The 15,185-nt window shown below is 36.4% G+C and carries 8 protein-coding genes and 1 pseudogene; 4 read left to right on the forward strand and 5 right to left on the reverse strand.

Annotated elements, in window-relative coordinates; all coding sequences use genetic code 11:
* Positions 1–126 precede the first annotated feature (126 nt).
* The 5 genes and pseudogenes from AQPE_RS01015 to AQPE_RS01035 form a co-directional block, all read right to left on the reverse strand.
* The gene (locus AQPE_RS01015; protein ID WP_318349179.1) at positions 127–1,626 is read right to left on the reverse strand and encodes a RagB/SusD family nutrient uptake outer membrane protein; all 1,500 of its coding nucleotides are present in this window, start codon (positions 1,624–1,626) and stop codon (positions 127–129) included.
* Between the two features lie 20 nt (positions 1,627–1,646).
* Positions 1,647–4,889, reverse strand: a complete 3,243-nt coding sequence (locus AQPE_RS01020) for a SusC/RagA family TonB-linked outer membrane protein (protein ID WP_318349180.1) — start codon at positions 4,887–4,889, stop codon at positions 1,647–1,649.
* Between the two features lie 91 nt (positions 4,890–4,980).
* Positions 4,981–5,964: a FecR family protein gene (locus AQPE_RS01025; protein WP_318349181.1), complete on the reverse strand. Its 984-nt coding sequence runs from the start codon at positions 5,962–5,964 to the stop codon at positions 4,981–4,983.
* A gap of 120 nt (positions 5,965–6,084) precedes the next feature.
* Positions 6,085–6,681, reverse strand: coding sequence for an RNA polymerase sigma-70 factor (locus tag AQPE_RS01030; protein ID WP_318349182.1), 597 nt, complete (start codon positions 6,679–6,681; stop codon positions 6,085–6,087).
* 374 nt (positions 6,682–7,055) lie between these two features.
* Positions 7,056–8,111 (reverse strand): annotated as a pseudogene (locus AQPE_RS01035) (ATP-binding protein); the annotation flags it as partial.
* A gap of 350 nt (positions 8,112–8,461) precedes the next feature.
* Here AQPE_RS01035 and AQPE_RS01040 point away from each other — a divergent pair.
* The 4 genes from AQPE_RS01040 (at position 8,462) to AQPE_RS01055 (ending at position 15,129) form a co-directional block, all read left to right on the forward strand.
* Positions 8,462–9,058 carry an RNA polymerase sigma-70 factor gene (locus AQPE_RS01040; RefSeq protein WP_318349183.1) on the forward strand — a complete coding sequence of 199 codons (597 nt, stop codon included), beginning with the start codon at positions 8,462–8,464 and terminating at the stop codon, positions 9,056–9,058.
* Between the two features lie 62 nt (positions 9,059–9,120).
* Positions 9,121–10,095 carry a FecR family protein gene (locus tag AQPE_RS01045; RefSeq protein WP_318349184.1) on the forward strand — a complete coding sequence of 325 codons (975 nt, stop codon included), beginning with the start codon at positions 9,121–9,123 and terminating at the stop codon, positions 10,093–10,095.
* A gap of 235 nt (positions 10,096–10,330) precedes the next feature.
* Entirely contained in the window at positions 10,331–13,654 is a 3,324-nt protein-coding gene (locus tag AQPE_RS01050; protein ID WP_318349185.1) for a SusC/RagA family TonB-linked outer membrane protein, read from the forward strand.
* A 17-nt stretch (positions 13,655–13,671) separates the two neighbouring features.
* Positions 13,672–15,129: a RagB/SusD family nutrient uptake outer membrane protein gene (locus AQPE_RS01055; protein WP_318349186.1), complete on the forward strand. Its 1,458-nt coding sequence runs from the start codon at positions 13,672–13,674 to the stop codon at positions 15,127–15,129.
* The last annotated feature ends 56 nt before the right edge of the window (positions 15,130–15,185 follow it).

Raw genomic sequence — 15,185 nt, forward strand, 5'->3', positions numbered from 1 at the left:
TGCCGGGCTGACAGTTAACAGGCAATGAATTTACCAGTAATTCCGGATTGTTTTGTTTACTAATTGGGAATGGACTTCCCTTGAAAAACATTGGGTTTCCCATTGACAGGGAAACCCAACAATATGCTAATACCCAGGATTCTGAATCAGGTTCTTGTTCTTTTCAAGAACTGATTGCGGGATAGGGAAAATACCCCTGTAAGCAGAAGTTACACCTTTGTTCCACCAAGGTCTGAAGTAATCGCCAAAACGGATATTGTCAGTGCGCCGGTGCCCTTCGTACACAAATTCAAATTTCAACTCATTATTGATGAAATTAAGATCTAATGTAGCTGGTGTTGAAAGTCCTGCTCTTGAGCGAATCTGTTGTACAAAAGGACGAGCCAATTCTGAATTACCCAACCTGATATAACATTCGGCCTGCATGAGCAATATTTCGGAATAACGAATTAACACCCAGTCATGATCGCGTTCCCAGCCTTCTCCGTCTTTTACCTCGTATTTATACATTCGGACACCTTCATTGGCATTAGCCGCATTGATATCGCCAATTGCCTCAGTATAATTAAGCTCAGTACCATCATCCAGAAGGATTACTTTTCCTGTACTTAAATTGATTTGTTTTCCTTCGAGCAACGATTTTTTACGGACGTCATTATTATCGAATGAGGAATAAAGGCCAGGTTGACTGAGGAGCCCATTCGGACTTCCAGGGTAATTTCCGGTACGTGATATGGCAAATTTCTGGTATTCCTGAACACACATAGACTGTAAATAATTCCCAGTAGTTCCGGACTTACTATCATAAGGAATCATGAAGATATTTTCCTTGGAAACCTCATTCTGAATTAAAAAATTCGTGAAATAGTTTGGTTCCAGGATGTAATTCGTTACTTTCTTACAAGCATTTATACAATCTTGCCACCTCGGAGTTCCTGTAAAAACTTCAGCATTTAAATACAGCCGGCCTAATAATGCATTGGCAACATTTTGAGTAAATCTCGCATAAATGGTTGCACTTGGAAGTTCGTTTACGATGTCTTTTAATTCTGACTCAACAAATTCGAAGACTTGCTTCCTGCTGGAATTGGCAGGTAATTCGGCATTTTTATAATCGGTAACAATAGGTACATTTCCGAACATATCCAATAATTGATAGTAATAATATGCTCTTATTCCCCTCAATTCAACATTAATAGCCTTTTTTTGTTCTTCACTGAGGTTGGATTCTTCTACCTGAAAAATTACTGAATTTACTTTTGAAACGCCTTCAAAACAATATCTCCAGGAAGCTAAAATCATTCTGTTTGCAGGGGTCCATGTATGTTTCTGAGCTTCCAGATAAACTCCTCCATCGTACCAGCCACCACCAACTTTAGTTGCGATGCATGCTTCTTCTGAAGCAATTTCATTTAAAAAGAAGACATATTCGCCGGTTGGATAGGAAATTGTAATTCCATCATTAAACCCCCGTAATGAAGCATAAGCATTTCCAACAATTGTTTTGATTTCCTCCGGGGTCTTTCCATATTCAACAGATGCCACTTTATCATACAGTTTTTCGTCAAGTTTCGTACAGCTCATGGTAAATATAAGAGCCAGAGAGATATATATTATTTTTTTCATCTTCATATATTTATAAAAGTTTAAAAAGAAAGGTTAACACCTATAGAAATTGTCCTTGTTTTGGGGTAGTAATTATAGACGTCCATCCCCGGATGATCCAACCCATCAATGTTTACTTCAGGATCGATTCCGCTATACTTGGTCAATACAAAAAGGTTTTCACCAGTGAAATAGATTCTGCATTTCTCAATACCAATTTTCTCGGTGTCAATAGTATAGCCTAGGGTGACGTTTTGAAGCCGAAGGAATGAAGCATCTTCAATCCATTGACTGGAGAAAGATGCATTTGATGTAATGCCACTTGTAAGCGAACTATTTGTAACGTTGTTCAGAGGCATCCGATTAGGATCGCTCAACACCATGTTTGTGGCATTCAATACTTTCTGTCCAAACATACCGTAAGTTGCGATTTGAAAATCAAATCTCTTGTAATTCAAATCAGTACTCAATCCAACATTGTACTTTGGCTGTGCATTGCCTAAATCTTGGGCTATTCCATTATTTGCATACATAATTGCCCCATCTTTGTCTAATCCTATACTTTTAGGACCCCAAAAAGTTCCGACAGCATAACCTTCTTTTATTACCTGCGCGTACTGACCTGACATTCCTGGAAGACCGTGAAGCGATCCAGAATAAATTGCGTCGGTCTGATAGGTTTGATTGGACAATTTTTCAATTTTCTGGACATTGTGCGATAAGGTAAGTGTTGCATTCCAGCTCAAATGAGTTTTCTTCAGCAAATTGGCATTAAGGGTCAACTCAACCCCCTTATTACTTAAATCTCCCACATTGGCCAGGATGGTTCCATATAAATACGGAGGCTGGGGAACTTCATAAGTATAAAGAAGATTACTCGTTTTTTTGCTGTAGATTTCAAACGACCCATTAATAAATTTAAAGACTGAAAAATCTATCCCGAAATTTAACTGGGCAGTTGATTCCCATTTCAAATCTGGATTATCGTTTTGAATAATACCATAAGATTGTTTCCAACTGCTGGTTTCTGCATCATAATAGGGAGCACCACCTGCACCGATCAACGACAGAGATTTATATTCACCTATGCCATCCTGGTTTCCGGTAATCCCATATCCGGCCCTTAATTTTAGATTATCAAGCCATCCTGAATAGTTTTTCATAAATGACTCTTCGGAAATGCGCCATGCCAAAGAAGCCGATGGGAAAAGACCCCATTTATTGTTAGCGCCAAAGCGTGACGAACCATCTTTACGCAAACTGGCTGTTGCCAGATATTTATTGTTGTAATTGTAATTTGCACGGCCATAGAACGAAATGAGGTTCGAGCGTCCTTTGAAAGAACTTACATCAGTGGCCCTAATGTCTTGTCCTGATCCCAGATTATTATACGAAAATGCGTCGGTGTCAAAACTTCTTCTTTGTGCCCCAAAACCTTCATATGTGTGATCCAGATAAGAATATCCTGCCAAAACGTTTAACTTATTCTCTCCATTAAATTTGATATCATACGTCAGGTATGATTCCAGTTGTTTATTCGAAAAATCGGTCAAAGATCGATCTGCCCTGCCATTATCCGTCTGACCTATTATTACTGCATAAGTTGGTATATAAAGACGGTTCTGAATCGAATTATATTCATAAGAAGCGTTGATAACACCTTTTAACCCTTTAATAATTTCCAATTCAACTTTTCCGTACCCAAACATTCGTTGTTGTGAATTATCAGATGTTCGGTTAGTTAAAATTTCAACAGGATTCTCGTAAGAAACACCAGATATATTACTGAATTCTCCATTTGCATTCCTTATTGGAATAGTTGGATTTAAATTGAATGCCCTTTGAAATATCGAAAAATCTATGGTATTTAATATTCCAACATTTATCTCATTTTTTTTGTCAAAAGTGCTATGAATTCCAGCTTCCAATCTTAATTTTTTATTCAGTGCATACTGATGTCCAGATAGACTAGCTCCAATCCTTTCCAATCCACTTGTTATAATTGCCCCCTTATTATTTAGGTAATTCAGGGAAACACGACTTCCTCCATCTTCACCATTGTTTGAAAATGAAACAGTTTGTGATTTTACAACAGATGTTTGTTGTATCGATTTTTGCCAATCAGTGTCACCACCATAGTCGACTGCACCAACCGAATTATTATCCTTAACATATTTTCTCCATTGGCTGGCAGATAATAAATCAACGTTTTTTGCAACTTTTCCCATGGCATAATATCCATCATATTTGACGGTCTTTCCTTTGTGGGTGCTGTTGGTTGTTACAATGATGACGCCGTTGGCTCCCCTTGAACCGTATATGGCGCAAGCAGAGGCGTCTTTTAAAACATCTATGGAAATAATTTCTGAAGGTTGAATTGTATTAAAATCCACTCCCGAAATTCCATCTACAACAACCAATGGACCATTGCTGGCGGAAAGTGATGTGCCTCCTCTTAAACGCAATGATGCCGTACTGGTAGGATCGCCCGACGATTGAATAACCGATAGTCCGGATACTTTTCCTTGTAATAATTGCTCGGTCGAAAATACAACACCTTTTTTAAGGTTCATGGAAGAAACAGATGCAACAGAACCCGTTAAATCACTTCTCTTTAATGTTCCATACCCGACAGCAACGACTTCGTCAATCCCAAAAGCCTCTTCAACAAGCATCACATTTATTGATGTTTTACTCTCAGCTACAATCTCTTGGGTTTTCATTCCTACGAAAGAAAATTGCAAAGTTGCATTCGCCGGAATATTTGACAGTGAATAATTTCCATTAGCATCGGTAATCGTTCCTGTAGTTGTACCTTTTATAACTACAGAGACACCAGGTAATGAACCCCCAGATGAATCGGTAACTTTACCGGAAATGGATTTTTGCTGCTGGAAAGCATTGTCAATATTATTTTTCACAGAACTTGGAAAAATAATAATATTCCGGTCAACAATCTTATATGTTAGATCAGTGCTACCAAGAAGATCAGAGACTAACTCTAAGATATTCTTATTATTAACATCAATAGATTTTCTTTCTACATCACGAATTTGTTCGTTTTGGTAGAAAAACCGATACTCAGATTGCTCTTCAATCTTGTTGAAAATTTCACTTAAAGTGCCATTTTCAACTTTAACAGAAACTTTTGAATTTTGGGAATATAGTGACGCCGAAACGTCAATGACCAAAATAAGTACCAAAAAGGCTGTCAGTTTCATAACTCGTAATAATTTTGTCCAACCTGCTCTTGCCAGATGGTCCGTTAATCGTTTTTTTTTCATAGTTTTGAAAAGATTTATAGTTTTTAAATCAATGAATTAAGGTGATATTTCGTTTGGTGCGGGTATCACCTTTTTTAGTCTTTAATGTTTCTCATTTATTGAGAGTTAGTTTGATCGTTTTATTGTTTATTTCATAGTTAATTGGGATTGTGAGGTTAATAAATTCAAGGACTCTGTATATATTTAAATTATTAATAGTGCCGGTATAATGAATGTTTTCAAAGGTGGCTCTGTTATAGTCGAAGTTTACTGCATAGTATCTTTCCAGTTTCAAGATCAAATCGTTAAAGGATTCATTTTCGAAAACCAGAATGCCCTGTTTCCATAAAATATCATTTTGAACAATGGCTTCAGTTTTGTTCAAGGTTTGGGTTTCTGCATCATAAGATACTTTCTCCCCAGGTCGAATATCAATAACTTTATCACTTTTAAATAAAGTCATTTCTATTTTGCCTGAAAGTAGGGATGCTTCTGTAATCTTTGATCCAGAATAATGGGATACATTGAACTTCGTGCCGAGTACTTTAATTTTTGTATCACCGGTTTCAATTACAAATGGATAATCTGGAGAATGATTTACTTCAAAATAGGCCTCCCCGTTTAAACTAACTTTTCGTTCGTTTTTGTCAGGACAATATTTTATAATTGACCCTGCATTAAGCCAAACCAAACTTCCATCAGGAAGAGAAACCTTGCTTCGTTGTCCAGCCTCAGTTGAAACCTCCACCCAATTGTTTTTATAAAAAAGATTTGTTTCTGATGCGATATAAATGGATAAACCCCCAATAGAAATAACAAATACCAATACTGCTGCAACTCTTAACAAATAGTAAATTAGTGATCTTCCGTGGCCGTCTGCTTCAGTTGATTTTACTCGCGTCAAGAGTCTTTCTCTGGCAATATTCAGTCTATCAGATGATCTTTCTTCAACAGAAAGTTCCCAGAATGCTTCTAAGTTGTTTAAAAACGATACATTTAAAGGAGATTTTTTCTCCCACCAGGATATTGTATCTACTTCATCCTTGTTAGCTACTTTTAGTAATATGCGGGCTATTATTAAAGGAATGTCTCTCATTCTAAATAATACATTTTAATGTCATTTGGTATAAGGACAAATCTTTTTGTGAATTTCCCCAAAAGAAATTGAATTATTTTGTGAAATTTTGAATAAAAACGTCTAATCAGGTTTTCGGGACTAAAAGAAGAGTAGAAAAGTCATTAATCCATGAGAATTTTTAGGATTAGTAAGATCAATATTTAGTTGCTCCGCAATTTTCTTTATCGCTATAGCAACTTGGTTATCGACTGTTTTTGCAGAAATATTGAGAACCTGAGCAACTTCATTACGATTAAGTCCATCTTCGCGAATTAATTTAAAAATGATTTTGCATTTAGAGGGTAGTTGCAGCACTGCTTCATTTAATGCGCCAAACATTTCATGTTCGATAAGATCACTTTCTGCTGATGGGTTATAATCAGCTAGCTGGATATAGGAGTTCTCCAGAATATCAAAGTGAAATTTCCGTTCTTTTTTTAGAACATTTATCGACTTATTTCTTACAGATATGTACAAATATGTTTCAATATTATTTATTGCGTCCAAAGTTTTACTGTTCTCCCAAAGTTTCAGAAAAACATCAAGGACAATTTCTTCGGCTAATAAATCTGATTTTACAATGGTCGTTGCAAATTGGTTTAACCTGATAAAGTAATAATCAAAAAAATCAGTAAACGATTCTTGAGATAATTCTTCTTTAAACCGGATAAATTTATATTTTCCTTTTTTCTCCAAGTTTACAGGTTTTGCTGAAAATGATGGATGCAATTTTAAGAATTAATAACGGATTTTTAACATCCTTAATTGCAATAGTAGAGGATCGGTTAATTTTGACAATCAAATTATTTAAAGCATGCTTTTCTATGCTCCGATTATAGCTGACAATATTTCATTAAGGATATTCAAAGTTATTAAATGATTTTCTTACAGAAGCATCTTTTCACCGGGAATCGAACATATTCCATATGTGGCTGATATTCAATATCATAAAAATACTTAATCAAAAGAGTCTCAATTTAGCTCCTCGTTCTGATTATCAATATATTACAATGCAAATGTACGCAAATTTTATTGATTTATTATTACAAGTATATATCTGCAATGAGTATTTAATACAAAAATCCAAATAACCAGATTGGAACCTTGTTTTCTCCTCCGGTTTCTATATCATCTGCAGCAATCAGATATTTATCGAGATGCTTTACCTTAAATGAACTTTTGCCTTTACCTCCAACCTCGATAGTCAATCCATCAATGACAAAGTCACCTTCTGTAGGAGAACTCACTTTTAATCCGGCATTGAATAATTGATTTAAAACAAATGTTTCCTTTATGTTCCCGATATCAGGCTTTTCTTTTAACGCAAAGGCAAGGTTGGTATTTTCCAGAAATATTTTGTCCGATTTTTGTAACGTTGAAACACCTTTCCCTTCTATACTTAGAGTATTTAGCAATCGTGCGTCTTGTAATTGATAGATATATTGATAGACACTATCACGACTCAAATCAAGTTTTCTGGAAAGTGCGGCAATGTTCGGTTTGAAGGGAACCGATTCTGCGATTACACCTAATAATTTTTTAACCTTGGTCGCAGTACCTGAATTATATGAAACGATGTAAGCAAGATCAGTATCTACAATTGTATTAATTATTTGGTTTAATTTCATCAGATAGGTATCTTCTCCTTCAACAATAATTGGTAGATAGCCTACTTCTAAATATTTGCGGAATGCCGGTAGCGGACGAAATCCTTCAGTGATCATCCGGCTCAGACTTCGATGATTATTGTTGATATCATCCATTTTAAATGCATCAAAACTTACCCCATTGGTAAATATTAAATATTCCCGAAAAGAGAGACCTGCAAGTATATAACTTACAACTCTCCTACTTAAGTCGGCCTCCCCACGGTAAATATCTAAAGCTGAGGAGGCTGAAAAAATAACCTGCATTTCCGGTAATCCATCATTGATGTTCTTCAATTCAACTGACCAATTGGGATATTTATGAACTTCATCGATAAATAGTATTTTTCCACCTTGCTTATACCAATCATTTGCTGTTTCTAATAAGATGTGATTATAAAACCAGATATGATCAGCGGTGATGTACAGTGCATTAGAAGGTAACTCCATGTCATACTTTAAATGCTGCAGCATTAGAGTAGTTTTTCCTGCACCTCATGGCCCTTTAATTCCAATCATTCGCTGTTCCCAGTTAATCCGGTTATGCAAATATCTTCGGAAGTCATTCTTTACAGGTCACAAAAGATTTTCTTGAAACTCAAATAAAATATCCATTTTATGTCGATTTAATACGACAACAATGTTGATTCCATTCGACAGAATGGTTAATTAATTTATTCGGTAACCCAACCTCTGGAAAGTGAGAAAGAATAATTGTAAATTCGAACTATTCGAAGTTAAGGAAGCGATCACTACTGATTTTTAAAAAGTTGCAGAATAGGATTATATTTCATTCTTTTGATCGGTTTATCTTCAACATTAGTTACAGAATGAAACAGGGTGTGTCAAACGAGGAATTCTTCATTTTACAAAGGATGATAGAAGGTGATGAAAATGCCTTCAAATATTTCTTTGACGCATATTATGATAATCTTTGCAACTTCGTCAACAGTTATTTGCGCGATGAAACACTTTCGGAAGACGTGGTTCAAAGCATTTTTATTTATTTATGGGAGAAAAAAGATTCCCTTTCGTCCAATTGTTCTATAAAGTCATACCTATACACAGCTTCAAAAAATAAAAGTCTAAATCAACTCCGAAACATTAAAAACAAAAACAAAATTATAGGTGAACTTTTAACTCAACCTGAATTGATTTCTGATGAAAGGGCTGACCGATTCCTGGAATTTGAAGAATTAAAAACGATTATTTCCAATGCGATTGATGGACTGCCAACGCAATGCAAAACTATCTATCAGTTAAGCAGGGATGAAGGGTTGACAAACAAAGAGATTGCAGAAAAACTGGGCATTACGGTTAAAACAGTCGAGAACCAGATGACCATTGCCATCCGAAAAATAAAATTTTTTTTACAGCCATATCACGACCAAATATTCATTTTTTTCATTGTTGCAAATTTCTTTTGATTCGTTTTGGGGGTTAATAGTGGTTTAAGTGCTGTAGTAACAAATAGCAACTTATCAGCATTATGGAAAATCAAGTTCCCATACACAATATCATCCAGAATATCGCATCAAATGGGGTGGAATATGCAAAGGAAATCCGGGAATGGTTGGATGATTCCAATGAAAATAAAAAAGTTTATCAGGATCTTCTTGAAATTTGGCACGTAACAGGTAGCTTTCCTGAACAATTCTCACCCAACAGGCCGAAAGCATGGTTGAAAGTGCAACAACACATTCATTCCCCTAAAAGGAAATACTTTTTATACCGTAGGATTGGGCAAATTGCTGCTGCAATCATTGTTGTTTTTCTAAGTGTATGGACAGGGACCGAACTCAACATCTGGAAACAAAAAAACCAGTATACAGAGGTTTTTTCACCAGCAGGACAGAAAACCAGAATTATCTTACCCGATAGTTCAATAGTGCTATTGAACGGTAATTCACAAATCAGGTACAGCCGGAATTTCAATGATGGGAACCGAAATGTCGAATTGATGGGAGAAGGTTTTTTTGATGTACGGAAGGATTTATCCAGGCAGTTTATTGTAAGGACTTCTGAACTTGATGTCAAAGTCTTTGGAACATCTTTTAATGTAAAAGCATATGAAAATGACCAAAACGTAGAGGTAGGACTTAAAAACGGAAAGATCGGGATTGATCGTAATGAAAAGGCAATAGCACAACTAACCCCTGGACAGGTGGCAACTTTTGATAAAAAAGAACAGAAATTAGATATCGGGGAAATGGATATTAATTTAGTTTCCGCCTGGACAAGAGAAGAAATGGTATTTGAAGAAGATTCTCTTGAAGAAATCATCAAGTACCTGGAACGTTGGTATGGTGTTAATATTCAGGTTGCACCGGAATTGCTAAATGGGGAACTACTTACATTTAAGGTAAAAACAGAATCCCTGAGTGAACTTTTAAAGCTGATTAATATACTCAAGCCAATAAAATATCATATTGACGGGAAACAAGTAATTATTACTAAACCATAACACATTCTGCCGATGAAGAAAGACAACTAATCTTATTTAAACTAAAAACAAAAAGGCTTGCCATAAAGGCAAACCTTTCTTAATCAAAAAATTATTAACTCAGCTTGGTGAAAAGGTTACCGACATAACCTCAATCCAATGAAGGCTGAATAAACATTACAAAACTATGAAAAAAAAATGTAGTTCGGGTGGTTTTTCGGATTATCGAAGCATCCGAAGAAAATTTATTTTGAGGATGAAACTAATTGTAATACTGATTTGTATCATAGGGCTAACAGGGAGCTATGCTTCTGTTTACAGCCAGCAGACAAAACTGGACCTAAACGTGCAAAAAACGACAGTGAAGGATGTTCTAAAACTGATTGAAGACCAATCGGAATTTTCCTTCATGTACAATGCCAGTAAAATTGATGTTTATCGGGAAATCGATCTTAATGTTGAGAAAAGTACTGTTGAAGACATTTTAAAGAAGATTTTTGCCGGAGAAGCTGTATCCTACAGGATTATAAACCGAAATATCATTATTTCATCAAATTCAGAAGTAAATGAATCTGCGGAACAGCAAAAATCGGTTTCTGGTAAAGTAACCGACTCTTCAGGAGGAGCTTTGCCTGGAGTTTCAGTAGTGGTAAAAGGCACCACCACTGGCACCATTACCGATGCCAACGGAAATTATTCAATCTCCAATGTTCCTGCGAATGCAAGCTTGCAGTTTTCGTTTGTGGGGATGAAAACGAAGGAGATACCCGTTGATAACAAAACTTCTATTAACGTTCAACTCGAAGATGAAGCCATTGGAATTGAAGAAGTGGTAGCTATAGGCTATGGAACCCAAAAGAAGATTGACCTTACAGGTTCAATTAGTTCAATTAAGAGTGAAGATCTTAGCAAAACACCCTCGTCAAGTATAAACCAGGTATTAAAAGGTAAAGCAGCTGGTGTAATGATTTCACAAACGAGCGGCCAACCAGGTGGCGACTTCTCAGTTCGCATTCGGGGAACTGCATCTTTAAATGCAGGAAATGATCCATTGTATGTAATTGACGGATTACCAATTGATAATAGTGGTATTATGCCCGGACCTTCTGGCAGCAGGGGTGTACCTTCAAGAAACCCGCTAAACTCAATATCTCCTTCAGATATTGAATCCATAGAAATATTAAAGGATGCATCTTCTACTGCAATTTTTGGATCAAGAGCTGCTAACGGTGTAATTATTATAACCACAAAAAGAGGGAAAGAAGGTAAATTAAAAGTCAACTATTCTGGTAGCATTGGAATTCAGAATGTTATAAAGACTCCTGAAGTATTAGATGGTACCCGGTATGCTAATACAGTAAATGAAATTTCTGTGCTTCGTGGAAATGGTATTGTGTATGACCAAAATGCAATGAATGCAATTCCGAATAACGGGAAAGGAACAGATTGGTACCAAAAAGTACTCAATAACAATGCCTTAACAAAAAACAATACGGTTACTTTATCCGGTGGTAACTCTTCTGACCTTTACCTCATTTCATTCAATGCTTTTAATCAGGATGGAATCGTCCATTCAAGTGGAATTAAAAGGTACACGGCTAGAGTAAACCTTACTCATAAAAAAGAGAAATTCGATTTTGATTTTAACCTGAATACTTCACTTACTCTTGATGATTTTGTTCCTTTTGCAACAGGAAATAATGAATCTGCCGGAGTTCTTCAAAATGCAATGGTTTTTACGCCCATGGTCGATGTTTACGATAATAGTGGACAGTATTCCAAACATACAACTGCTTTTATGGCCGAAAATCCTATTGCATTGATGAATGATTATCTTGACGATGGAGAAACAAACAGAACCCTTGGTTCATTTAAGGCAAATTATGAGTTACTTAAAGGTCTGAAAGTTGGGGTTAACATGGGTTTTGACCGCCAATTTGCACGTAGATCTCAATATGTTCCTCTTTCAATACGCGAAGGAAAAAATTTGAATGGGGCTGCTTATATTCATACGAATGAACGAAACACATACAATATCGAACCAAATATTAACTATCAGACAATTATTAATGATATCCATAAGATTCAGATTATGGCTGGTGGTACATACGAGACTTTTATAAATACCATATTAGGCTTAGGTTCATCCGATTTTCCTAGTCAAACCGTTACTTATAATAACCTTGGTTCAGGTACAACTAAGCAGATAACTGAATCCTATAAATCAAAAAACCAACTTCTATCCTATTACGGCCGTGCATTTTATAGCTATAAAGATAGGTACCTTGTAAACGTAACTTTTAGGGCTGACGGTTCTTCCCGTTTTGGGGAATCAAATAAATTCGGATACTTTCCTGCCGCATCTATTGCATGGAAGCTTAATGAAGAGAATTTCATAAAGGATCTTGGTCTTTTCAGTAACTTAAAATTAAGAGCCGGATACGGAGTGACAGGGAATCAGGAAATTGGTAATTACAGCTCTTTACAGTTCTATCAAATTGTTACCGCTGCAATTGGAGATGTCAACTATAAAGGTGTATCTCCTCAAGGTTCTCCCGGAAACCCAAATCTAAAATGGGAAAAAACCGGGCAGTTGGATGTTGGTCTGGATATTGGATTATTTAACAACAGGGTTACCTCCAGTATTGATTATTACAAAAGGAACACAAAAGATTTGCTTTTCTCATTACCCTTGGCAAAAGAGAATGGGTATTCATCCATATTAAGCAATGTGGGAGAAATAAGTAATGAAGGGATTGAGTTTGAATTGTCAACTGTGAATTTATCCGGACCATTGCAATGGGAAACAATGTTCAATATTGCTTATAATAAAAATAAAGTTGTAAGTCTTAATGAAGGATTCACTGAGCAAATTTATAATAACGTATTTTATGGAGGAGGATCCAACTTCAACCTGCAGATCCTTCGTCCCGGAGAATCCGTTGGTGCAATATACGGATATGTTTTTGATGGAATCTGGCAAAGCAATGAAGCGACACAAGCCGCTATCTATGGTGCAATACCAGGGGATCCTAAATACAGGGATTTAAATGGCGATAAGAAGATCACCGTTGACGACCAAAAAGTGATTGGAAGTCCTGACCCAAAAGTAATTCTTGGGTTGACCAATAACTTTAAATACAAGAACTTCGATCTTTCTATTTTTATACATGGGAACCTTGGAGTTAACAAATATAATGGAACGCGGTTTCAGCAATTAAACCCCAACTTTTTGGGAGATAACTGGTCGCCCGAAATTCTCAATCGATGGACACCTACGAATCCATCAAATACAATTGATTCAAAGAGAACAGTTCAACCGGATTATGTCCATGCGGCAAATACATTCTACCTGGAAAATGCCTCTTTTATTCGTCTCAAAAACATTACGCTTGGATATAATTTGCCGGCAGACAGACTTATAAGAGGGCTGAGTACATTAAGATTATATTGCGATATTCAAAATGTATTCACAATTACTGGATACAAAGGTGTGGATCCTGAAATATCCAGTGCAGTTGACAGAGACCCGTACCCGCTATCACGGAATTTTACTTTTGGAATCGAATTAGGCTTTTAACCTGAAAAATTAACATTATGAATAACCATTTAATACATAAAATAGCAATATACTTTTTGGCTACTATTCTGATTTTTAGTAGTTGTAAAAATACCCTTAGGGAAGAAGTTTATTCATCACTTACAACAAATTCCTATTTTAAATCAGAACAAGACTTTACTCTTGCACTTTATGGCGCATATAAAGGGCTGGCGCCTGAATGGGGTTATTACCATAAGTATTATCATTGCATAAACGATTCTCCAACAGATATGTTACTGGTTGATCAAGCCTGGGCTCAGGGTGAATATGGGGTTCTTAAAGATTTCACATGGGATGCTTCAACAGGTCTTTTTGGTGGATTTATATATGATGCCATTTATATTGCTATTAGCAGGGCTAATCTAGTCATCGATGAAACAAGTAAAACCTCCGTTTTAACTGATGCTGTCAAAAAGAGAATAATAGCAGAAAGTAAGTTCATCAGGGCATTATGCTACTATGATGGTTCCGGTTGGTTTGGCGGGCTCCCAATAGTAACCGATTCTGCCATCGATCCGCTATCAAAACCTAGCAGAGCTTCAATTGAAGAAGTGAATACCCTGATCGAAAAAGATCTGACTGAAGCACTAGGTGATTTACCTGTCAGTGTGCCTAAAGCTGAATGGGGAAGAGCTACACAAGGAGCTGCGCAAGCCTTGCTGTGCAAGCTTTATATGCGCACTAAGGATTTTGCAAAAGCGAAAGATATGGCCGCAAACGTTATTAGTGGCCCCTATACATTGCAGGCTACATATGGAGATGTATTTTCTTTGAGTAATGAAGAAAATAACGAAATCATTTTCGCTATTAATAATATCACTCCGAATCCACAAGGTAATGGAAGTCTGTTTAACGCTCATGCCTTGCCCAGCGATTTTAAACCAATAAGTAGCTTAGACTCATGGTCAGGATTTAGAGCAACAATGACTTTGTATAATTATTTTGAGCTGGGTGACCATCGGAGAGATTATTTAATTTTCGATTATCCGACCAGATCAGGAGAAATTGGACACTCCGTAAATCCAATTGTGGTCAAATTTCCAATTGATCCAACTCAGGCAGGGCATCAGGGTACGAATGATGAGCTTGTACTCAGACTTGCCGATATCATTTTATGCAAGGCCGAAGCAGTTAATGAAGTATCCGGTCCAACTCAGGAAGCTTTTGATCTGATTAATGTGATAAGGGCAAGAGCATTTGGAAATACCACCCATAAATTATCTACGTCAGATTTACCAACCAAAGATGCTTTCCGGAGTTATTTGCTTACAGAACGTGCGCGTGAATTATATCATGAAGGAAAACGAAGAGAGGATCTGATACGGTTTGGGAAATATATTCAATTCGCTAAAGACAGAGGGGCAACTAGTGCCGATGATCATCAGTTGCTCTTTCCAATTCCCAAGCCTTCACTTGATGCAAATACTGCTTTGGTGCAAAACCCAGGGTATTAATCAAAATATTAGTAAAAGGTCTTTGTGTTTTATACAACTTAAGACCATAGGTATTA

The organism is Aquipluma nitroreducens, from assembly GCF_009689585.1.
Taxonomy (GTDB): domain Bacteria; phylum Bacteroidota; class Bacteroidia; order Bacteroidales; family Prolixibacteraceae; genus Aquipluma; species Aquipluma nitroreducens.

Excerpts from the sequence above, each read along its gene's own strand:
- AQPE_RS01015 (WP_318349179.1), bottom strand. The coding sequence starts at position 1,626 with ATGAAAAAAATAATATATATCTCTCTGGCTCTTATATTTACCATGAGC.
- AQPE_RS01020 (WP_318349180.1), bottom strand. The coding sequence starts at position 4,889 with ATGAAAAAAAAACGATTAACGGACCATCTGGCAAGAGCAGGTTGGACA.
- AQPE_RS01025 (WP_318349181.1), bottom strand. The coding sequence starts at position 5,964 with ATGAGAGACATTCCTTTAATAATAGCCCGCATATTACTAAAAGTAGCT.
- AQPE_RS01040 (WP_318349183.1), top strand. The coding sequence starts at position 8,462 with ATGAAACAGGGTGTGTCAAACGAGGAATTCTTCATTTTACAAAGGATG.
- AQPE_RS01045 (WP_318349184.1), top strand. The coding sequence starts at position 9,121 with ATGGAAAATCAAGTTCCCATACACAATATCATCCAGAATATCGCATCA.
- AQPE_RS01050 (WP_318349185.1), top strand. The coding sequence starts at position 10,331 with ATGAAACTAATTGTAATACTGATTTGTATCATAGGGCTAACAGGGAGC.
- AQPE_RS01055 (WP_318349186.1), top strand. The coding sequence starts at position 13,672 with ATGAATAACCATTTAATACATAAAATAGCAATATACTTTTTGGCTACT.